The 19,241-nt window shown below is 73.4% G+C and carries 18 protein-coding genes; 9 read left to right on the top strand and 9 right to left on the bottom strand.

What is annotated here, in order from left to right; all coding sequences use genetic code 11:
* Nucleotides 1-2 precede the first annotated feature (2 nt).
* The 3 genes from IG05_RS0130580 to IG05_RS48520 all read right to left on the bottom strand — a co-directional run bounded on the left by IG05_RS0130580 (nucleotide 3) and on the right by IG05_RS48520 (nucleotide 2,622).
* Nucleotides 3-1,244, bottom strand: coding sequence for a PP2C family protein-serine/threonine phosphatase (locus IG05_RS0130580; RefSeq protein ID WP_030347276.1), 1,242 nt, complete (start codon nucleotides 1,242-1,244; stop codon nucleotides 3-5).
* 65 nt (nucleotides 1,245-1,309) lie between these two features.
* Nucleotides 1,310-2,074 carry a polysaccharide deacetylase family protein gene (locus IG05_RS0130575; RefSeq protein WP_030347275.1) on the bottom strand — a complete coding sequence of 255 codons (765 nt, stop codon included), beginning with the start codon at nucleotides 2,072-2,074 and terminating at the stop codon, nucleotides 1,310-1,312.
* A 392-nt stretch (nucleotides 2,075-2,466) separates the two neighbouring features.
* A complete protein-coding gene (locus tag IG05_RS48520; RefSeq protein WP_189979180.1) occupies nucleotides 2,467-2,622 on the bottom strand; it encodes a DUF6131 family protein in 156 nt (51 codons plus the stop codon).
* Between the two features lie 301 nt (nucleotides 2,623-2,923).
* Here IG05_RS48520 and IG05_RS0130565 point away from each other — a divergent pair, with 301 nt between their 5' ends.
* The gene (locus tag IG05_RS0130565; protein WP_030347274.1) at nucleotides 2,924-3,796 is read left to right on the top strand and encodes an SGNH/GDSL hydrolase family protein; all 873 of its coding nucleotides are present in this window, start codon (nucleotides 2,924-2,926) and stop codon (nucleotides 3,794-3,796) included.
* A gap of 97 nt (nucleotides 3,797-3,893) precedes the next feature.
* On the opposite strand, the gene IG05_RS0130560 is transcribed toward IG05_RS0130565, so the two are convergent.
* Nucleotides 3,894-5,303, bottom strand: coding sequence for an oxygenase MpaB family protein (locus IG05_RS0130560; RefSeq protein ID WP_030347273.1), 1,410 nt, complete (start codon nucleotides 5,301-5,303; stop codon nucleotides 3,894-3,896).
* A complete protein-coding gene (gene uppS / locus IG05_RS0130555; RefSeq protein ID WP_030347272.1) occupies nucleotides 5,300-6,052 on the bottom strand; it encodes a polyprenyl diphosphate synthase in 753 nt (250 codons plus the stop codon). The genes IG05_RS0130560 and uppS overlap by 4 nt, the downstream gene beginning before the upstream one ends.
* A gap of 233 nt (nucleotides 6,053-6,285) precedes the next feature.
* On the opposite strand from uppS, the gene IG05_RS0130550 reads away from it, so the two are divergent.
* The gene (locus tag IG05_RS0130550; protein ID WP_030347271.1) at nucleotides 6,286-7,491 is read left to right on the top strand and encodes a serine hydrolase domain-containing protein; all 1,206 of its coding nucleotides are present in this window, start codon (nucleotides 6,286-6,288) and stop codon (nucleotides 7,489-7,491) included.
* Nucleotides 7,488-9,071, top strand: coding sequence for an alpha/beta hydrolase (locus tag IG05_RS0130545; protein ID WP_030347270.1), 1,584 nt, complete (start codon nucleotides 7,488-7,490; stop codon nucleotides 9,069-9,071). The genes IG05_RS0130550 and IG05_RS0130545 overlap by 4 nt, the downstream gene beginning before the upstream one ends.
* 11 nt (nucleotides 9,072-9,082) lie before the next feature.
* On the opposite strand, the gene IG05_RS0130540 is transcribed toward IG05_RS0130545, so the two are convergent.
* Nucleotides 9,083-11,080 (bottom strand): glycosyltransferase family 2 protein, encoded by a 1,998-nt coding sequence (locus tag IG05_RS0130540; RefSeq protein ID WP_037814989.1) that lies wholly within the window; start codon nucleotides 11,078-11,080, stop codon nucleotides 9,083-9,085.
* A gap of 317 nt (nucleotides 11,081-11,397) precedes the next feature.
* Between IG05_RS0130540 and IG05_RS0130535 the strand changes: the two genes are divergently transcribed.
* Nucleotides 11,398-11,964, top strand: a complete 567-nt coding sequence (locus tag IG05_RS0130535) for a DoxX family protein (protein WP_030347268.1) — start codon at nucleotides 11,398-11,400, stop codon at nucleotides 11,962-11,964.
* A gap of 378 nt (nucleotides 11,965-12,342) precedes the next feature.
* Nucleotides 12,343-13,974: a phosphodiester glycosidase family protein gene (locus tag IG05_RS0130530; protein ID WP_051790447.1), complete on the top strand. Its 1,632-nt coding sequence runs from the start codon at nucleotides 12,343-12,345 to the stop codon at nucleotides 13,972-13,974.
* Between the two features lie 93 nt (nucleotides 13,975-14,067).
* Here IG05_RS0130530 and IG05_RS0130525 read toward each other — a convergent pair whose 3' ends face one another.
* Nucleotides 14,068-14,472 carry a hypothetical protein gene (locus IG05_RS0130525; protein ID WP_030347266.1) on the bottom strand — a complete coding sequence of 135 codons (405 nt, stop codon included), beginning with the start codon at nucleotides 14,470-14,472 and terminating at the stop codon, nucleotides 14,068-14,070.
* Nucleotides 14,473-14,945: 473 nt separating this feature from the next.
* On the opposite strand from IG05_RS0130525, the gene IG05_RS0130520 reads away from it, so the two are divergent.
* Together IG05_RS0130520 and IG05_RS0130515 are read left to right on the top strand one after the other, a co-directional pair.
* A complete protein-coding gene (locus IG05_RS0130520) occupies nucleotides 14,946-15,932 on the top strand; it encodes an aldo/keto reductase (RefSeq protein WP_030347265.1) in 987 nt (328 codons plus the stop codon).
* A 197-nt stretch (nucleotides 15,933-16,129) separates the two neighbouring features.
* A complete protein-coding gene (locus tag IG05_RS0130515; RefSeq protein WP_030347264.1) occupies nucleotides 16,130-16,501 on the top strand; it encodes a hypothetical protein in 372 nt (123 codons plus the stop codon).
* 78 nt (nucleotides 16,502-16,579) lie between these two features.
* On the opposite strand, the gene IG05_RS0130510 is transcribed toward IG05_RS0130515, so the two are convergent.
* Entirely contained in the window at nucleotides 16,580-17,548 is a 969-nt protein-coding gene (locus IG05_RS0130510; protein WP_051790411.1) for a nitrilase-related carbon-nitrogen hydrolase, read from the bottom strand.
* Nucleotides 17,549-17,762: 214 nt separating this feature from the next.
* Nucleotides 17,763-18,002, bottom strand: a complete 240-nt coding sequence (locus IG05_RS0130505) for a hypothetical protein (RefSeq protein WP_030347262.1) — start codon at nucleotides 18,000-18,002, stop codon at nucleotides 17,763-17,765.
* Between the two features lie 106 nt (nucleotides 18,003-18,108).
* Between IG05_RS0130505 and IG05_RS0130500 the strand changes: the two genes are divergently transcribed.
* Together IG05_RS0130500 and IG05_RS50705 are read left to right on the top strand one after the other, a co-directional pair.
* Entirely contained in the window at nucleotides 18,109-18,588 is a 480-nt protein-coding gene (locus tag IG05_RS0130500; protein ID WP_030347261.1) for a carboxymuconolactone decarboxylase family protein, read from the top strand.
* Nucleotides 18,589-19,055: 467 nt separating this feature from the next.
* The gene (locus IG05_RS50705; RefSeq protein ID WP_223284023.1) at nucleotides 19,056-19,136 is read left to right on the top strand and encodes a tryptorubin family RiPP precursor; all 81 of its coding nucleotides are present in this window, start codon (nucleotides 19,056-19,058) and stop codon (nucleotides 19,134-19,136) included.
* Nucleotides 19,137-19,241: the final 105 nt, after the last annotated feature.

Genomic DNA, 19,241 nt, shown 5'->3' with positions numbered 1-19,241 from the left:
GGTCAGCGGCCGCAGCGGCGCGGGCGCCCCAGGGCGAGGAGGGCGGTGTCGTCGTCGAGCCCGTCACCGAAGCTCACCAGGAGACGCACGAGGGCGTCGATCACGGCGCGTGGGCCGGCGGGGGCCAGCTCACCGGCGTACGAGTGCAGCGCGTCGTCGCCGTACAGCTCGTCCCGTTCCCCCGTGCGCGCCTCGGTGAGGCCGTCGGTGTACAGCAGCAGCGTGTCGCCGGGGCGCAGGGTGGTGCGGGCGCTCGTGAAGGAGGCGTCGGGGAAGGCCCCGATCAGCAGCCCACCGGGTGTCCGCAGGTACTCGGCGCCGCCGTCCGCCCGGAGCAGCAGCGCGGGCGGGTGCCCGCCGGAGGCCAGGTGGACGCGGACGCTCCGCCCCTCGGGTGCCAGGATGCCGAAGACGGCCGTGCAGTACCGCGGGTCCCCGCCGCCGTACCGCTCCAGCAGCGCGGCGTTCAGGGTGGACAGCACGCTTTCGGGGTCCGGACGGTGCAGGGCCGCGGTGCGCAGGGTGTAGCGCACGAGGGAGGTCACGGTCGCGGCCTGCGGGCCCTTCCCGCAGACGTCGCCGAGGAAGAAGGCGAAGCGCTCGTCACCGAGCGGGAACAGGTCGTAGAAGTCGCCGCCCACCTGTATCGACGAGGCCGTGTGGTAGTGCGCGGCGGTCTCCACGCCGGGCACGGCCGGCAGACTGGCCGGCAGAAGGCTCTGCTGCAGTACGGCCAGTGCCTCGCGCAGCTGCTCGCGGTCGGCCTCCGCCTGGCGCAGGGCCTCCTCGGCCGTGCGGCGTGCGCGCAGCAACTCGGTCTCGTAGGAACGGCGGTCGGTGGCGTCGAAGACGGTGGTGCGGACCAGCAGGGGACTGCCGTCGGCGTCGTGCTTCACGGTCGAGGTGATCAGGACGGGGAGCCGGGACCCGTCCGCGACCTTCATGTCCAGCGCGATCCCGCCCACATGCCCCTGCATGCGCAGCAGCGGGGCGTAGTGGGTCTCGTGGTAGAGCCTGCCGCCCGCGGTCAGCAGGTCGGTGAAGCGCCTGCCGTGCTCGACCTCCTCCCGGGAGAGGCCGAGCCAGTCCAGCAGCGTCCTGTTGACCTTGACGATGGTGCCGTCCATCAGCGTGGACAGGTAACCGCACGGTGCGGACTCGTACAGCTCCTCCGTACTGTCCTCCAGCAGGACGGTGGCATCCGTGCGGATGCGCGGCCGATCCTCCCTGCGCGGGATGTCCATATTTTCATCCTCGCACGTCAGGGGCGTGCTCGGACCGCCGCCGTCGATCGGCGCCCGCCCGCAGGTCAGCGCACCGGGAAGCCGAAGGCGTAGCCCTGCTGCTTCAGCCAGGGCAGCAGGGTGCGCAGCGCCACGACCGTCTGGGAGCGGTCGCCGCCCGCGTCGTGGAAGAGGATCGTCGGACCGTTGGCCAGCTCGCGCTCGACGGTCGTGACGATCGCGCCGCTGCCCGGCCGCTCGAAGTCCTTCGAGTCGACGTTCCAGCCCAGCGGCCGCATCCCGTGGGAGGCCGCCAGCTTCCGGCTGTACGGGGTGAACGCGCCGCCCGGGGCCCGGTAGTACATCGGGCGCACGCCCCCCGAGGCCTTGGTGATCTGCCGTTCCGCGTCGACTATCTGCTGCGACTGGTAGGACTCGGGCTTGGTGTCCATGGTCGTGTCGTGCGACACCGTGTGGTCGCACAGCCGGTGCCCGGCGGCCACCACCTGCTTGACCAGGTCGGGGTGCGCCTGGGCCTGGGTGCCGACCATGCAGAACGTCGCCTTGACGCCGTTGTCCCGCAGCACCTGGAGCACCTGCGGGGTCCAGACCGGGTCCGGGCCGTCGTCGATGGTGATGTTGACCGCGTGCTCGCCCCGGTCGGAGGAGTGGGCGATGACCGCGGACACGGGCGCCGCCTTCGCGGCGGGCCGGGCGGCCTTGGGGGCGGAGCCGCCGCCGCTCTGGCCCGCTTGAGCGGTCCACACCGAGGTGGCGGCGGCTACCGCCGTCACCCCCACCGCCGCCGCGACCACCCGCCCGTACCATCCCCGTCCACCATGCCGCGCCATGTCCGTCCCGCCCCCTGCCGTGTCCGCGTTGTGCCGTGCCGATGTGCTCGGCACCTGGCAGGACGGCGACGGTTGAGCGGAGGATCCCGCTGTTACGGATCACGGACAATTCCGCGGCACTTCCGCGACAGTCACCCGGCGCGCGGGGCCGGCAACCGTGGGCAGCAGCCGTGCGGAGGCGGAGCGTTGGGCGGGAGTCGGGGGCGGGACGGCGTGGGCTCGCCGTACCGACGGCAAGGACGGACCCGGACGGTGACGAGGCACCGACGACGGTCGCCGGCTCCACGCATGACCGGCGGCCCGCCGGACGCTCCTCCGGTGGGCCGCAGTGGGGTGCCCGCCGCGGCGGGCACTGAGATCAGCGCCCGCCGGGAGGGATCACATGTCGCCGCTCACCAATAGTGGCGCCGTCCGGCGACCGCGTGGCCCATGGCTCCCATGATCCACAGGATGGCTCCCACCACCAGCAGGATCACGCCGATGGTCCACAGGATCGATATGCCTGTGAGGAAGCCGATGATGAGCAGGATGATGCCGAGGGCGATCATGTCGTGCCTCCAGCCGGTGAAGGTGGTGCTCCTGACCTACGGGTGCCCCGAATCCGGGTGGATTATCAGGCCGTACGTTTTTCAAAAGTTCTGTCCGCAATGTTGACTCCGCTCCGCGGCGGCCTCACATTGCCTAGCGGTAGTACCCGACGGTAACCCCGTCGTACCCGCGGCCGGCGTCCCACGGCCGGCCCGCACACCTCTGCTCGATCGAGCCGCCCCGTTCTCGCGATCCACCCCACCCACGGCACCGCCATGCCCGGCCGTCCCGTGTCCCCGTCCCGAGAAGGGAGAGCACCACATGCCCCTGCACGCCCTGCGCCGCCTCCTCACCGCGGCCTCCGCCGCCGCCGGCGCGCTGGCCCTCGGCCTCACCACGGCCCCCGCCCAAGCCACGACACCCCTGAACTACGCCGCCCTGGGGGACAGTTACAGCGCCGCCTCGGGGGTTCTCCCCGTCGACGTCACCAGCCCGCTCTGCCTGCGCTCCACGGCCAACTACCCCCACGTCATCGCCGCGCGGACGGCGGCGCGTCTGACGGACGTCACCTGCGGTGCCGCCCAGACCAAGGACTTCACCGAGGCCCAGTACCCCGGCGTCGCCCCGCAGGCGGACGCGGTCACCGCGGACACCGACCTGGTCACCCTGACGATCGGCGGCAACGACAACGGCACCTTCATCAATGCCATCGTCGCGTGCGGCACCGCGGGCGTCCTCAGCGGCGGCCACGGCAGCCCGTGCAAGGACCGGTACGGGACGTCCTTCGACGACCAGATCGACGCCACCACCTATCCGGCACTGAAGTCCGCCCTCCGCAGCGTCCGCGCCAAGGCCCCCCACGCCCGGGTGGCGGTGCTCGGCTACCCGTGGATCACGCCCGCCACGGCCGACCCCTCCTGCTTCGTCAGACTGCCGGTCGCCACCGGCGACGTGCCCTACCTGCACGCCCTCCAGGCACACCTCGACACCGTGGTCCGGCGCGCCGCCGAGGAGACGGGGGCCACCTACGTCGACTTCGCCGAGGCCTCCGCCGGGCACGACGCCTGCCAGCCCGTCGGCACCCGGTGGATCGAGCCGCTCCTGTTCGGGCAGAACGTGGTCCCGGTCCACCCCAACGCCCTCGGTGAGCGGCGCATGGCCGAGCACACCCTGGGCGCCCTCGGCCTCGGCTGACCGCACGCACCGCCGCACCGGGGGTGCCGCGCGGCACCCCCGGTGCGGCGGTGGTGCCGCGCGGCACCCCCGGCAGGTCGCCCCGCTCGCGGGCCGCTCACGCGTCGGCGAGCAGCGGGTCGTAGGGCGTCGAGCGCTCCCGGCCCGACATGAAGGCCAGGAAGCCCCGCACGAACTCCGCGCGCGTGTACGTGCCGTCCGCGCCCGGCACGTCCCGGCGGAACCCCGTGCGGAACAGCGCCCGGTACTCGGCCGCGTCGACCCGCTGGTCACCGTTGGCGTCGGTGACGTCGAAGAGCACCTCGGCGACCCTGATCAGCGCGGGACCGGCGAGGGAGGGCACGGCCGCCGCGTACTCCGACGCGCTGACCCGGCCGTCGCCGTCGGTGTCGAGAGCCGCCTGAAGCTCCCGCCACCAGGCGGCGAAGGCGTCGTAGAGCCGGGTCTCCGCCGGCTCGTCCAGGTCGAGGCGGCCGGCGATCTCGCGGGCCATGGCGGCGAGGTCGGGCCAGTCCAGGTAGCCGTTCCCGGTCTGGTCCAGCACCTCCCTGAAGAACTCCTCCGCGCTGCGCCACGACACGGTCGCGGTTCCGGGCTCCCGCTCGGGCGGAAGCGGGGCGAGCAGCCGCACCAGCGCCCCGGCCCGCTTCATCCGGTCCCGCAGCGCGCTGATCGTCCGGGCCCGGGGGTCGTCGCTGTCGGGGGAGAGGGTGAGCAGATCGATGACGGCCTCGGGCCGGAGCCAGCCGTCCGGGAGGAACCGGGCGAGGCCCGCGCCCAGGTAGACGCCCTGCATCAGGGTCTGCGCGCCGGGCAGTTCGGGCAGCCCCGCCTTCCGGCGGAACGGCTCCGGAAGGGACGCCACGGTGACCGCACCGAGCAGCGGACCGGCGACCGCGCGGCCGGCCGCCCACAGGGTGGGCAGACCGTGCAGCAGCGGGGGCGCCGGCAGATGGTCGAAGAGCCGGTAGAGGATGATCCGCATCGCCTCCGTGTTCTCCAGCTCCTGCTCGATCACCCGGTCGTAGTACGGCCAGAACTCCTGCAGCGTGGGCGGCAGTTGATCGGCATCGCCGTCCAGTGCGGCCAGATACGCCCGGAACCCGGCGTACAGCCGCTCCATGACGTCCTGCTCCAGCGGCTGCCCGCTCAGCCGGAACATCGTGACGCCGCTCTCGAAGAGCGTCGCGACCACCCAGGCCCGCACCGCGGGGTCCAGCGCGTCGTACGGCCGGCGGTGCGCGTCGGTGCCCTTCAGCCGGGCGTGCAGCCGGTTGAGCCGCGCCGCCTCCCTGCGCCGCACCTCGTCGTCGGGCCCGAACATGCGCTGCAGGCTCACGACCGTGTTGCGCAGCCGGCGCCACGGGTGGGTCACGAACGTCGAGCTGTCGATGAGGGCCGCGCCGACCTGGGGGTGCGCGGCCTCCAGGACGGTCGCCCGGATGATGGCCGGCGCCCAGCGCGGATCGCCGAATAACTCCTCGAACTGACTGCCCGTCTCGGTCACGCCGGCCGTTCTCCGTCCACGATAGGTGGCACGCCGCCGAACCGGCGGTCGCGCTGCTGGTAGGTGTGCAGGCACTCCAGGAAGTGCGGCGCCCGGAAGTCGGGCCAGAGAACCGGCGGGAACATCCACTCCGCGTAAGCGACCTGCCAGAGCATGAAGTTGGAGATCCGCTGCTCACCGGAGGTGCGGATGACGAGGTCCACGTCGGGTGTGTCGGGGAAGGGCAGGTGTGCGGCGAAGCACCGCTCGTCCACCGCCTCGGCCGGCACCCCGCTGCGGATCAGGGACCGTGCCGCCGCGACGATGTCACTGCGCCCGCCGTGATCGAACGCGACGGTCAGCGTCATGCCCCGGTTCCGCTCGGTCAGCGTCATCAGATCGGCGAAGTCCTGGGCCAGCGCCGGCGGAATGCGCGGATCCGCCACGCCGAGGAACCGGCAGCGGATCCCGCGCGCGTGCAGCAGCGGGGCGTGCTTGCGCACCACGCGGCGCACCAGCCGCATCAGGAAGTCGACCTCGGCGCCCGGCCGCCGCCAGTTCTCGGTCGAGAACGCGTACAGGCTCAGCCACGTGACGCCGGCCGTCCGCGCCGCCTCGATGACGTCGATGACCGTCGTCTCCGCCGCACGGTGACCCGACGTACGCGGCAGCGACCGCCGGGCCGCCCAGCGCCCGTTGCCGTCCATCACACAGGCCACGTGCCGTGGCACCCTCCCGACGGCACCGCCGTCGGCCTCGCCCACCGTCATGCCTGCCCCCAGCGGCCACGAGCGCACCCCTCCGTCCCGTCCAGGGTGTCAGCCCCCCGGCCCCGGAGGACGGTGCGTGCGCCCAGGTTCACCCTTGGTACGCCTGTCTGACGGCGCGATCCGCTGCCGGGCCCGGGGGTTCGCCTCCGGGCGCGCGCTGGTGCTGCCCCCCGCACCGAATCGCCTGCCTGCCGGAGTGAGCGCGGTGCGGGCGGTGCCTAGCGTGAGGTCCCATGGCGATCTTCTTATCGAGTTCCGCGGTCCGCCGGCGTACCGGGCTCGCGGCCATGGCGCTGGCCTGCCTGCTGACCACCGCCCCGGCCGCCGCCGCACAGTCCCCGCAGCACACGCCCCGCGCGTGCGGCCCCCACCCGGCGCTCAGCCGGTCCGTGCACCACCTGGTGACGCACGACCGGATCGCCGGCGCCGCGGTCCTGGTCACCGGCGCGGGCCCGGACGCGCCCTGCGCCCGCTGGACGGCGAGCGACGGCGTGGCCGATCTGCGCACCGGCCGCCCCATGAACACCACCGACCGGCTGCGGGTCGGAAGCGTCACCAAGACGTTCACCGCGACGGTCGTCCTCCAACTCGCCGCCGAGCGGCGGCTGTCCCTGGACGCGCCCGTCGAGCGCTACCTGCCGGGTCTGATCCGCGCGGGCGGTCACGACGGCCGCCGGATCACCGTGCGGCAGCTCCTCCAGCACACCGGCGGGCTGCCCGACTACCTCGACGCCCCCGAGTGGCAGCACATCGAACGGCTGCGGTACCGCCACTCCGAGCCGCGCCGGCTCATCGCCCGCGCCCTGCGGCTGCCGCCCCCGCGGCACACCTGGCACTACGCGACCACCAACTACCTGATCGCCGGGCTGATCGTGCGCCAGGTCACCGGCCACAGCCCGGAGACGGAGATCACCCGCCGCATCATCGGCCCGCTGGGCCTGCACGACACCTACTGGCCGGGCGACGCCGTCCGCATCCGGGGCCCGCACTCGCGCAGCTACTTCACCGCCGGGGACGGCCGCCGGGTGGACGGCACCGACTGGAACACGACCTTCGGCGGCGTCGGCGGCGCCCTGGTGTCCACCCCGGCCGACCTGACCCGGTTCGCCACCGCGCTGTCCGCCGGCCGGCTCCTGCCCGCACCCCAATCCGCCGAGATGCGGCGCACGGTGGCCGCCGACCCCGACCGGCTCTGGCCGGGCGCCCGCTACGGGCTCGGCCTGATCTCCTCACCGCTGTCGTGCGGCGGCACCTGGTGGGGCCACGCCGGGACCGTGCCCGGCGGCCACCGCGCGCTCGTCGCCACCGGACCCGGCGGCCGGGCCGTCGCCGTCGCCCTGAACGAGGTGCCCGCCACCCTCCAGGCCGAACTGGACTTCCTCGACGTCGTCGACAAGGCCCTCTGCGAGGGCACGTCCACCGAAAGGACACCCGCATGACCCGCCCCACCCCACCGGCCGCCGGCCGGCGCCCGCGCCGCCTCCTCTCCCGGGGCGCGGCAGCCCTCACCCTGTCACTGGCGGGCGCGCTGACCCTGGGCGCCGCCCCCGCAGCCCCCGCCGCGGCCCGGCCGGCCGCCGACCCCCTGGCCCGCTACCACCACCAGCACCTCCACTGGAAGAGCTGTCTGCTCGGCCCCGACGACACCACCGGCAAGGAACTCGAACAGGCCGGCGCCCGCTGTGCCGACGTCACCGTGCCGTTGGACTACACCCGCCCCGCCGGCCGTACGATCACCGTCGCGATATCCCGGATCCGGGGCACCGACACCGCCCACCGCGCCGGCGCGCTCCTGCTCAACAGCGGCGGACCCGGCGGACAGACGATCGGAGACCCGCCGTGGGTCCGCAAGGCCATGAAGGACGTCGCCGCCCGCTACGACGTGGTCGGAGTGGACCCCCGCTTCGTCGGCCGCAGCACCCGGCTGGACTGCCGGTGGCCCACCGGCAGCATGATCCGCGGAGCCGGCAGCGGCCGCGCCGGCTTCGACCGTATGGTCTCCTTCGCCGCGGACCTCGCCGACCGCTGCCGCACCCACGCCGGTGACCTGCTGCCGTACGCCACCACCCGCGACACCGCCCGCGACATGGACGTCGTCCGCGCCGCCCTCGGCGAGCGCAGGATCAGCTACCTGGGCTACTCGTACGGCACCTACCTCGGACAGGTCTACGCGACGATGTTCCCGCAGCGCGTCGACCGGGTCGTCCTGGACGGCGTGGTGGACCCCGCCCGCTACAGCCCGCGGCTGCTGCGGGGCTCGGAGGAGGCCAACCGGCACGCCCTGCGCGGCTGGGCCGACTGGACCGCCGCCCACCACGCGGCCTACGGGCTGGGCCGCACCCGCGGCGCCGTCCTCGGCACCGTGGAGGCGGTCCGCGGCGCCGCGGCCCGCACACCCCTGCGCCTGGGCGGCTACCGGGTGGACGACCACCTGCTGCCCGTCCTCGTCTTCAACGGGCTCTCCCAGGACAACCCCCAGGCCTACGGCGACTTCGCACAGGGCGTCCGGGACCTGCGGCGCGCCGCCGGGGGCCGGACGGTCACCCCGTCCCCGTGGCTGGCCTCGGCACTGGAGTTCCTGCTGACCGGGCACGAGTCCGCCTACGGCAGCGCGCAGGCGGCCATCCTGTGCGGGGACGTGGCCGCACCCCGCGACCCGGAGACGTACTGGCGCGATCTGCGGCGCGCCGGGGCGGGGGACCGGCTGTTCGCGCCCGTCGCGAACGGCATCAACGCGTGCGCCTTCTGGGACGCGCCGCGCGAACGCCCCACCACGATCCGCGACGACCTGCCGGCCCTGCTCGTCAACGCCACCGGCGACCCGCGCACCATCTACCGCGGCGCCCGGTCGGTCCGCCACCGCTGGCCCGGCTCCCGCCTGGTGACCCTGCGCGGAGCCGACCAGCACGCGGTGTACGGCGTGTTCGGCAGCGCCTGCGTGGACACCACCGTCAACACCTACCTGGCGACCGGACGCCTCCCGGTCCGCGACGTGACCTGCGCCCGGCCCACGACCTGACGGGCCGCCCGCTACCTGAGGCGGTTGGCGAGTCCCTTGACGAGGTCGGTCCGCGCGACCTTGAGCGCGAAGCGGTCGGTCGTGCCGGGCAGCGGCCGGGCGTACCAGGGCAGTGCCCGGCGCCGCCACTTGGCGGGGGCCAGATCCGAGGGGAGGGCGGGCAGCGGCACGGCCCACGGGCCGAGCCGCAGCTCCGCCGTCCAGACCCCGGCGGGGAGCGCGTCGACCGGCACGGTGACGTGGAACGCACCGTCGGCGGCGACCTCACGGACCGCGAGGGCGACGGTGTTGCCGGTGCCGTCCTCCAGGACCAGGACGAGGGCGTCCGCGGGGTGCTCGGCCAGGCCCAGCCGTCCGCGGACGCGCAGCCCGGTGGGGGAGCCGTCGGCCCAGCGGATGTCCTTGTCGACGCGCAGCAGCGGCCGCACCTTGTGCTTGAGCTCGCCGATTTCGAGCGTGAAGTTGCCGTACGGCTTGGTGGTGTAGAGGGTGACGGCACGCAGCTCCTCGCCGGTGCCCAGCACACGGGTGCCGGGCTCCCCGGAGACGTCCCCGGCGCGCCTGCTGCCGATCCGGACCTGCTTGCTCAGCCCCTGCGCGCCGACCGCGAGGGAGATGTCCCACAGTCCGTCGGCGAGCGGCTCGCCGCCGGCGGCGGTCGCGATGTCGACGGTGGCCTCGAACCCGGCCAGGTCGTACGCGTACTGCCCCTCGTCCTCGGCCGCGCCGAGCCCCGGCGTCGGGGTGTGCGTGACGGGCAGCCGGTACTCGGTCCCGCTGTCCCGTTCGCGCAGGACCAGCTCGGTGGTGACGTCCCGGGTCTCCACACGGTGCAGGTAACCGTGTCCGGCCAGGCGGAGCACGCCGCCGTCCATCTCGGCGCGGCTGACGTGGTGGCGCAGGCCGAGCTGCGCGGTGACGTCGTAGTACGCGTCGGGGATCGCGCGCTCGGGGTCGCGCAGGAACGGGTAGCGGGCCAGTGCCCGGCCGTTGTCGACCAGCACCGGGGTGGCGACCTTGGAGCGGGCGAGCCGCTTCTCGAACGCGACGAGTTCGAGCACCTCGTCCAGCATGCGGTGGCGCACCAGGTGCAGCCGCAGCCGGGCCATGGCCGAGAGCTGGTCGCTCATGCCCTCGTGCCACAGGGGCTCGATTATCTCCGCGAGCCGGTCCAGCGTCTTCAGCTGCGTCTCCCGCGGCTCGTGGACGAGGTGGCCGGCGAGCAGCTGCTGGACCTCCACGGTCAGATGCCGGTGCGCCAGGTGGTCGCGGCCCGGACCGGGCGGCACGAGCTCCAGGATCATGTCGACCATGCGCGGCAGGAACTGCAGCCGCCGCTGCGTGCCCTTGAGCCGGAGCGTGATGTTGCCGCCGTCCTCGCGCTGCATCCAGTACAGGCAGTCGTAGTCGGCGACCACGGAGATGCCCGAGGCGTGCACGTAGGCCGGGCCGACGAAGAGCTGGTCCTCGCCGATGGCCAGATCGGTGGGGAAGCGCAGCTTGTGCCGCTCCAGCAGTTCCCGGCGGAACAGCTTCATCGGGTTGAGCGTCCAGTACACCCGCGAGGAGAACACGTCCGTGCGCGGCTGGTTCCGCTTGAACATCGACGTGGGCGCGCCCCGTCCGCCGACCCCGACCATCTTGCCGAGCACCACGTCGGTGCCGTTCTCCTCGGCCATCCGCACCATGCGTTCCAGGGCCTCGGGGCCGAGCCGGTCGTCGGCGTCCAGGAAGAACACGAACGTACCGGTCGCGTGGTCCAGGCCGAGGTTGCGCGGGGCCGACGGGCCGCCCGAGTTCGCCTGCCGGAAGACGCGCAGCATCTCCGGGTACACACCCTTGAGGCGCTCCAGCTCGTCGGCGGTGCCGTCGGTCGAACCGTCGTCCACGACGATGACCTCAAGCCGCTCACGGCCGATGCTCTGGTCCGCGACCGAGGTGATGCACTGCGTCAGATACGGCATCGCGTTGTACGCGGCGATGACGACCGAAACGGTGGCGCCAGGCATGAATACGCGCTCCAAAATACCGGGCAACCCGGGGCTTCGATTTTTCTGTGAACCTACCATGACCAGGGAGTGTCGGTAGAACGGATGAACAGTGAACCGGCCGGGGCGAGGGGGACCGGCACCGGCGGTCAAGGCCGTGTCGACGGCGCGCCTGCGGGCGCACGTCCCCCGGATGCACGACACCGCCCGCAGCGGAAGGATCGGACCTACGGGGGCATGCTCTACGACGCTGCGTGGAGCCGGGCCTCCACCGGTCGCTCGGCAGCCGTCCGAGCTGGGGAAAACGCCCGCTCTGGCCTTCCCACCGGAGCACTGCCATGTTGATCAAGCGCATCATGAACCGTTCCGCCCCTTCCGGCGGACCCGCCACGCATCCCGCGGCCCCCGCCCCCTTCGCGACCGCCGCCGACTGCGGCCTGCTGCTCATCCGGCTGGTCTTCGGCCTGTACATGGCCGGGCACGGGGCGCAGAAGGTCTTCGGACTCTTCGGGGGTCACGGCCTGTCCGCGACCGCGAGGGGCTTCGAGGCGCTGGGCTACCGCCCGGGAAAGCTCTTCGCCGTGATCGGGGGCCTGTCCGAACTGCTCGGCGGCCTCGGCCTGGCCCTCGGTCTGCTCACCCCGCTCGCGGCCGCCGCCCTGATCGGCGTCATGATCAACGCGATGGCGACGGTCACCGCCGCCCACGGCGCGTGGGAGACGGACGGCGGCGTCGAGTACAACGTGTGCATCGCCGTCGTCGCCCTGTCCGTCGCCGCCATCGGCCCCGGCCGCCTGTCCGCCGACCGCCTCTTCCTCTTCCCCTGGGGCAGGGGCGGCTGGGGAGCAGCCGCGGTCGCCCTCGGCCTGGGGGGAGCCGGGGCGGCGATCACGCTCGTCGTCTAGAACGAGTCCGGCGCCGTGGCGGTTCTCGTGGGAACGCGTCAGCCGTCCGGTGCCTGCCGATGTCTCCGTCTCCTGACCAGAACGGAGGCCGCAGGGGCGAAGGCACAGCGCTGTCGGAGCAGGTGGTGACCGACCGCGAACGGCTGCTCGGCGCGGGCCGCCTCCTCACGCGCGCCACCCGGGCCGCGCACGGTGGCCACGCGTCAGCCGGGCGGCGTGAAGCCGATTCCGTTCCGGCACTGGCGAGTTCACGTGGCTGTTGTGTTTCCTTCCGTTCGCGAGACAGTGGATGTCACGTACGGCCGGTGAAGTGGACCACCGTTGTCAAGGTGTGCTCGGGGCACGGTCGCCCCCCGACCCTTCGTGAGGTGCATGCGCATGCGTCGTACCCGTATCCCGGGTGCTGCACGGTGCTCCGCCGGTGTCCGTGCCCGACTCGCGGCGGCCCTCGTGCTCGCCGTCACGGTCCCGGCCTTCCTGCCCGGTGCGGCGGAGGCGGGACCGGCGCGCCGGGCGGCGACCGAGCAGTGGACGACGCAGACCGTCGCCTCCGGCGTCACGGTCCGCACCGGTGTCATCCGGCACCCCGGCTCGCGGCACGCCTGGACGGTCACCGTGCAGGCGCCGACCAGCAGCCGGTGGAGCTCGAACGACCCGGACGCGCCCGTGACCTGGGCCGAGGTCTCCACCCGAGCCTGGGCCGACGACACCGCCCGCAAGCTCACCCAGGCGGGCTTCCGGCCGCGCGTCGAGAGCGTGCAGTGGCCGCACTACACCGACACTCCGCACGGGCTGATGGGGTACCGGGTGCGGGTCGGCCGGTACGCCACCCAGGAGGAGGCGCGGACGGCCGCCTCGGCGGTCACCGCGGCCGGGGTACGCACGACCCTGTCCTGGACCGGGTACGACGTCCAGGAGCCGGCCGACCTGGAGAACGTCCACGTGGCGGTGATCGACCCGAAGTCCTTCCACGGACGCATCGAGGCCACGCACGACGGCAACGTGGCACAGCGTGAGACCACCTCGGCGGTGGCGCGGAAGCTGCACTCGCTGGTCGGAGTCAACGGCGGCTTCTTCGTGCTGTCACCGGGCGACGGCGTCCCGGGCACCATGTCCGGGATCGGCGCCTACCGGGGGGAACTGGAGTCGATGGCGGCCGGTTCCCGGTCCGCCCTGCTCATCGAGGACGGCGGCCGCAGCATCCGGATCGCGGACCTGACGAGCACCGTCACCGCCCGGGCGGGCAAGGCCGCCTACGCCATCCAGGGCGTCAACCGGGTGCCCGGCACGGTCCGGGACTGCGGCCGTCCCGGCAGCACGCCCAGCGAGCTGCCCTGGCAGGACGTGACCTGCCGGCTGGCCGACGACATGGTCCAGTTCACCGATGCCTTCCAGGCCGGCCTGCCGACCGGTCCGGGAGCGCAGGTCGTGCTGGACGCGTCCGGCCGGGTCCTTTCCACCGGTGCGCGCGGCGGGCGCGTCCCCGAGGGCGGGCATGTGCTGCAGGGCATCGGCCGGGCGGCCGACTGGCTGGCGGCACACGCCGGGCCGAACCGCCGTGTCAAGGTCGGCGAGGTCGTCCGCACCGCCGACGGCGACCGCGTCACCCTCGACGGCGACGACTCCCTCGTCAGCGCGGCGCCGACGCTGCTGAAGGACGGCCGTATCGACATCGACGCCGCCGCCGAGGGCGTGGTCGACCCCGAGTACACCTCCTTCGGCTACGCCTGGGCCAACGTCCGCCAGCCGCGCACGATGGCGGGCATCGACGGCCGGGGCCGGCTGATCCTCGCGACGGTGGACGGGCGGCTGAAGAACGGCAGCGAAGGGTTCACCCTGCACGAGGCCGCCGCGTTCATGAGGTCGCTCGGAGCCGTGCAGGCGATGAACCTCGACGGCGGCGGCTCCACCGCGATGGCCGTCGACGGCACACTGGTCAACCACCCGTCCGACGCGGCCGGCGAACGGGCGGTCGGAGACACCGTCCAGGTGCTGCCGGCGGCGGACTGACGGCCGCCCGGGGCGCTGCCCCGCCCCGGGCCGTGTCCCAGCCGCCGGTCGGGGTCCGTGATCCGTGACCGTCGCTCCGGGCTCGCCCGACCCCTACCGGGTGACCGGGGCGAGCCGGGGGCTCCGGGTCTGTGTGCCGGGAGCACACAGCACCACCGCCCAGAATTCGACCGTGTGCGCGGAGCCGGTGTTCCGGGCCACGGCGCGCCACCCGTCGGTGGTCGGCGAGTTGGTGCTCACCATGAGGTCGATACCGCCTCCGTCGAAGACGTTGTAGCCGCCGCCGGTCGGCACTTGTCCGGGCGGGCACTGGGCCTCGGAACTGCCGGCCTGGCCGGGAGCCAGTACGGCATGCCTGCCCTCGGCCCAGGTGTAGTCCTCTGCCCGTGGAACCGCTGCCTCCCCTCCCGGCTGATCGGCTGCGTCGAGGGCGGTGGCCGTCCCACCCGAGGCGAGCACCGCGACGGTGACCAGGGCGGGAAGCGCGAGGCGTTTCATACCGGAACCTTTCGGATGGCGTGCGGGCGACAACCCCGATATGCCCGCTGCGCGAACGGGGCCTGCTCCCTCTCACACGGGCGGAGCACGCGCGGGGCGCCTGCCGGAGCACGACGACGGTGGGGAGGCCGTCCTCGACGGCGTCACCGGCCGGGTGGCCGGCATGTGGCGCTACGAGAGGCCGCCGGACGGCGCGGAGCTGTTCCCGCCGGTCCCGTCCGCTCGCAGCGCCGACCCGCTTCCTCGCAGCGGCGGACGACCGGACCGGTGCCCTGTTCCGCACGGAGTCGCCGCGGTCGACCCCGTAGGCCTGCCGGCCCGCGCAGGGCCCGGACGGCCACCGGTACCGGCCGGAGGTCTTCCACGACGAGGCGGGAGGAGTGCTGTGCCGGGGCGACCTCCCCTTTGACATGGAGTGCGCTCCAACAACTAGCGTCCAGAGGAAACGTTCGACGAGCCCAGGAGGCAGCAGCATGACCGACGTCCCCACCCGGTATCTGGGCGAACTGGCCGTCTCCGCGCAGGGACTTGGCTGCATGGGCATGAGCCACGGCTACGGCGACACGGACGACGCGCAGTCGATCGCCACCCTGCACCGTGCCCTCGACCTCGGCGTGACCTTCCTCGACACCTCCGACTTCTACGGCTTCGGGCACAACGAGGAGCTGATCGGGCGGGCCATCGCCGGGCGGCGCGACGAGGTGGTGCTGGCCACCAAGTTCGGCTTCGCCAACCGCCTGGGCGAGCCCACCCTGATCCGCGGCGACGCCGCCTACGTACGCCAGGCGTGCGAGGCCTCGCTGCGCCGGCTCGGCGTCGACCACATCGACCTCTACTACCAGCACCGGGTCGATCCGCAGGTGCCGATCGAGGAGACGGTCGGCGCCATGGCCGAGCTGGTGCAGGCCGGCAAGGTCCGTCACCTGGGACTGTCCGAGGCCGGGGCGCAGACCATACGACGCGCGCACGCGGTGCACCCGATCTCGGCGTTGCAGAGCGAGTGGTCGCTGTGGACCCGGGACCTGGAGGCGGAGGTCGCCCCGGTCTGCCGCGAACTCGGCATCGGCCTGGTCCCGTTCTCGCCGCTCGGGCGCGGCTTCCTGACCGGCCGCTACAGCTCGCTGGAAGGGCTCGCGGAGACCGACGTACGGCGCAGCCAGCCGCGGTTCGCCGACGGCAACCTCGAACGGAACCTGGCGATCGTCGCCAAACTGGACGAGCTGGCCGCCGCCAAGTCCGTCACCGCCGGACAGCTCGCCCTGGCCTGGGTGCAGCACCGGGGCGCGGACGTGGTCCCGATCCCCGGCACCCGGCGGCAGCGGTACCTGGAGGAGAACCTCGCGGCCCTGGACGTCGAGCTGACCGCGGAGGACCTCGCCGCCATCGAGGCCGCCGCGCCGGCCGGCCGGATCGCGGGCGACCGTTACGACGCGAACAGCCTCACCTTCGTCAACCGCTGACCGCTGACCGCTGACCGCTGACCGCTGACCGCGCCCGCGCCCGCGTGCTCCGCTCCCGGACGGGCCGCGGCGGCCCGGCCACCCTGGTAGGCGGTCCGCGTACCGGGGAAGGCTGGGTACACGGCGCATCCGGCCTGCCCCGCCCGGGGACGAACGCACAGGCCACCCCCGTCGTCGCCGTGAAGGAGGCACCCCCTATGCGCTCGATCAGGAGGAGCATGGCCGCGGCCCTGCTGGGGGCCGCGGCGCTGGGCCTCTGGGCCCCGGCCCCCGCGGTCGCCGGCACCGGTGGCGGCGGCGCCGACACCGCTCAGCCATCCGTGTCGTACTGCGGGGCGGACCAGGCCACCGGGCTGGCGGTGTCCGCCGGCCCGTCCGTGTCCTGCGCCACGGCACTGCAGGTGGCGGGTGCCTACACCAGGGCCGCCTCCCGTACGGGCGACGCACCCGCGACCCTCCGCGTCGGCGGGACCGCGTGGAAGTGCCAGGAGCGTCCGGGCGACCCGAACCCCTACCAGGAGTGCGTCGACGCGGGCGACAGCGCCCGCCGGATCATCGTCTCGTCCTGACCCGGACGGGAACCCGGACGCAGGGCATCCGGGCCGCTCAGCCTCTCGGCCACCCCCGACGGCGGCACGCCTTGCCGGTCAGAGGCCGCTGACGGCCGTGCGGGCGGACTCGTCGACCTGGAGGGTGAAGACGTCCGGGCGGGCGTAGTGCCCGGTCGGATCGAAGTCGAAGCGGGCGCGGGCGAGGTCGTCGAGGTCGAGTTCGGCGCTCAGGATGCCCTCGCCGTCGCGCAGCGGACCGGCGAGCACCTCGCCGAGCGGGGAGACGATGACCGAGCCGCCGCCGATCAGGACGGTGTCCGGCTCGTCGCCCTGGACCGGGTGGAGGTCGGCCGGCAGGGCGGCGCGGCGCAGGTACTGGGCGGCGCTGAGCACGAAGCAGCGGCCTTCCAGGGCGACGTGCCGCATGGTGGCCTGCCAGGCGTCGCGGTCGTCCACCGTCGGGGCGCACCACAGGTCGACGCCCTTGGCGTACATGGCCGTGCGGAACAGCGGCATGTAGTTCTCCCAGCAGATGCCCGCGCCGAGGCGGGCCGTCCCGGTGTCGACGACCGGGAGGGTGGAGCCGTCGCCCTGGCCCCACAGGTAGCGCTCGGCGGCGGTCGGCATGAGCTTGCGGTGCAGTCCCAGACAGCCCTCGGGGCCGAAGAACAGCGCGACGCAGTACAGGGTGCCGCCGTGCCGTTCGACGGCACCGACGACGGCGTGGCAGCCGAGTTCCCGCGTGACGGCGGCCAGGGTGTCCACCTCGGGGCCGGGGACGGTGATGGCGGCGGCGTGGTAGCGGCGGAACAGGTCACGGCCGGCCGGGGTCCGGCTGCCGACCGTGATGCCGAAGTCCAGGCCCTTGGGGTAGCCGCCCAGGAACGCCTCGGGCAGGACGACCACGTCGGCGCCCCGCGCACCGGCGGCCTCCCGGATCAGTTCCTCCGCGCGCGCCAGCGCGGCGGGCGTGTCGAACAGCGGGGCGGACGCCTGGACGACGGCGGCGGTCAGGGTCCGGGGGGACGGCTGGGCCGTGGCAGCGGCACGGAGTGGCGAGGTCATGGCATCGAGAGTAGGAGCGCGCGCAGACATCCAGCGGAACTCCCGCAGACATCCAGGGCGCGGGCGGGGACACCCGGGCCGCCGCACCCGCCTGCCGCGCCCCGCCGTACCGCTGAGCCGGCCACCGCCCGCGCCGGAGTCCCGGGCCTGCCGTCCCGGGCCTGCCGTCAGCCCGGGGCCTGCCGGTTACCGGGCCGCCGCCGCCCGTGCCGGTCTACCGCGCCGGATCCTCCTCCCCGCCCCGGACCGCCTTCTTCACCGCCTGCTCCAGCTCGTACCGTGACATGCCCTCGTGCGCCGAATGCTCGGTCACCGCGGCCTGGAACGCCTCGGCCGCCCGTCGCCAGGCCTGCCACTGGGCGTCGTACTCCTCGCCGCTCAGGCCGGCCAGATGCGCGCGCTCCGATTCAGCGGACCGCTCCAGCCTGACCAATTCGTCGGGAATGTCTGCCATACCTGGATGCTATGCACGACGTCACCGACGCGCCCGTCAGCGCGGGAAGGCGCCTTGCGGCCGTGATAGTTTCAACTTCAACAACTCTGATCCGGAGGAGTCCAGGTTGACCAGTCCCGAGCCGGCCGGCACCACGCGGCGGATCTTCATCGACAAGCAGAGCCCGAAGGCGTACCACGCGCTGGTGCAGACCTCCGAGGCGGTCCGCGCGGTCGCCGCCGACGCGGGCCTGGACCGGGTCCTGGTCGAACTGGTCAACCTCCGTGTGTCCCAGCTCAACGGCTGCGCCTACTGCCTGCACCTGCACACCCGGGCAGCGCTGCGGGCGGGCGACACCCCGCAGCGGCTCGGCGTCCTCGCCGCCTGGCGCGAGACCGGGCTGTTCACGCCCGCCGAACGCGCCGCCCTGGCCCTCGCCGAGGCGGCCACCGCCGTGGCGGACACGGCTGCGGCCGACACCGCCTGGGCGGCGGCGCGGGACGTCCTGACCGAGGACCAGATATCGGCGGTGGTCTGGGTGGCCGTCACCATCAACGCGTTCAACCGGGTGTCGGTCATGAGCCGGCACCCGGTGCGGGCCGAGTAGCGACTGGATCAGCCGGCGCCGGTCGTCTGGCGTGCGGCGCATGACGGAACGACGCGCGGTCCTCAGCGGCTCCGCCTTCGAGGAAAAACCGGCCTTGCCCGGCGGCCCGGTCGCGTGGTGCATATCCGGTCAATGTCCGGCCCCGATCCCGTGTGCGGGAACGTGGCGCGTGTCCGCTCTCCACGACCGGGCGTCCGGCATCCGGGCAGTCTTCGCCTCCCGTCACCAGTACGGCAGGTCAGGACCTCGGTCATGGCTCCCGCCTGCCGGGCGATGCGTCAAACCGGAGCGCCGATGATCGGCGAAAGTCCGAAATCGACTGCACGCCAGCGCTTTTGAGCGTCCTCGCGATTAACCGGTGAGCGGCCACGGGAAGGTTCCGGAACGTTGCCGGCACGTGATCTTCTTCACCGGCTCCGTCCGGTCCGACGCGTGTCATCCGTCCGCCCCCGAGGGGAGGTGCAGTGATGAAGCTTCTGTTCGCACTCCGCAACCGCGTTGCCGCCGCCAAGAGCCTCAAGGCCAACGCCTGGTACCTCTGGTACTGATCCCGCACCACCGTGGTGCGCCGACATCGTTGTCCGGCCGACCTGGATGCGGTCCGGCCGGACAGCGGTGCCCTGTCACCCCCCGCCGCCCCATCCCCGTACCGG

It is taken from the genome of Streptomyces sp. NRRL S-1022 (genome assembly GCF_000720135.1).
GTDB lineage: Bacteria > Actinomycetota > Actinomycetes > Streptomycetales > Streptomycetaceae > Streptomyces.
Note: the sequence above shows the minus strand (reverse complement) of the source record. Positions and strands in the feature narration are given on the sequence as shown.

What these genes read in the sequence shown, in the direction of transcription:
- IG05_RS0130580 (WP_030347276.1), bottom strand. Translation starts at nt 1,244, where the DNA reads ATGGACATCCCGCGCAGGGAGGATCGGCCGCGCATCCGCACGGATGCC.
- IG05_RS0130575 (WP_030347275.1), bottom strand. Translation starts at nt 2,074, where the DNA reads ATGGCGCGGCATGGTGGACGGGGATGGTACGGGCGGGTGGTCGCGGCG.
- IG05_RS48520 (WP_189979180.1), bottom strand. Translation starts at nt 2,622, where the DNA reads ATGATCGCCCTCGGCATCATCCTGCTCATCATCGGCTTCCTCACAGGC.
- IG05_RS0130565 (WP_030347274.1), top strand. Translation starts at nt 2,924, where the DNA reads ATGCCCCTGCACGCCCTGCGCCGCCTCCTCACCGCGGCCTCCGCCGCC.
- uppS (WP_030347272.1), bottom strand. Translation starts at nt 6,052, where the DNA reads ATGACGGTGGGCGAGGCCGACGGCGGTGCCGTCGGGAGGGTGCCACGG.
- IG05_RS0130550 (WP_030347271.1), top strand. Translation starts at nt 6,286, where the DNA reads ATGGCGATCTTCTTATCGAGTTCCGCGGTCCGCCGGCGTACCGGGCTC.
- IG05_RS0130545 (WP_030347270.1), top strand. Translation starts at nt 7,488, where the DNA reads ATGACCCGCCCCACCCCACCGGCCGCCGGCCGGCGCCCGCGCCGCCTC.
- IG05_RS0130540 (WP_037814989.1), bottom strand. Translation starts at nt 11,080, where the DNA reads ATGCCTGGCGCCACCGTTTCGGTCGTCATCGCCGCGTACAACGCGATG.
- IG05_RS0130535 (WP_030347268.1), top strand. Translation starts at nt 11,398, where the DNA reads ATGTTGATCAAGCGCATCATGAACCGTTCCGCCCCTTCCGGCGGACCC.
- IG05_RS0130530 (WP_051790447.1), top strand. Translation starts at nt 12,343, where the DNA reads ATGCGTCGTACCCGTATCCCGGGTGCTGCACGGTGCTCCGCCGGTGTC.
- IG05_RS0130525 (WP_030347266.1), bottom strand. Translation starts at nt 14,472, where the DNA reads ATGAAACGCCTCGCGCTTCCCGCCCTGGTCACCGTCGCGGTGCTCGCC.
- IG05_RS0130520 (WP_030347265.1), top strand. Translation starts at nt 14,946, where the DNA reads ATGACCGACGTCCCCACCCGGTATCTGGGCGAACTGGCCGTCTCCGCG.
- IG05_RS0130515 (WP_030347264.1), top strand. Translation starts at nt 16,130, where the DNA reads ATGCGCTCGATCAGGAGGAGCATGGCCGCGGCCCTGCTGGGGGCCGCG.
- IG05_RS0130510 (WP_051790411.1), bottom strand. Translation starts at nt 17,548, where the DNA reads ATGACCTCGCCACTCCGTGCCGCTGCCACGGCCCAGCCGTCCCCCCGG.
- IG05_RS0130505 (WP_030347262.1), bottom strand. Translation starts at nt 18,002, where the DNA reads ATGGCAGACATTCCCGACGAATTGGTCAGGCTGGAGCGGTCCGCTGAA.
- IG05_RS50705 (WP_223284023.1), top strand. Translation starts at nt 19,056, where the DNA reads ATGAAGCTTCTGTTCGCACTCCGCAACCGCGTTGCCGCCGCCAAGAGC.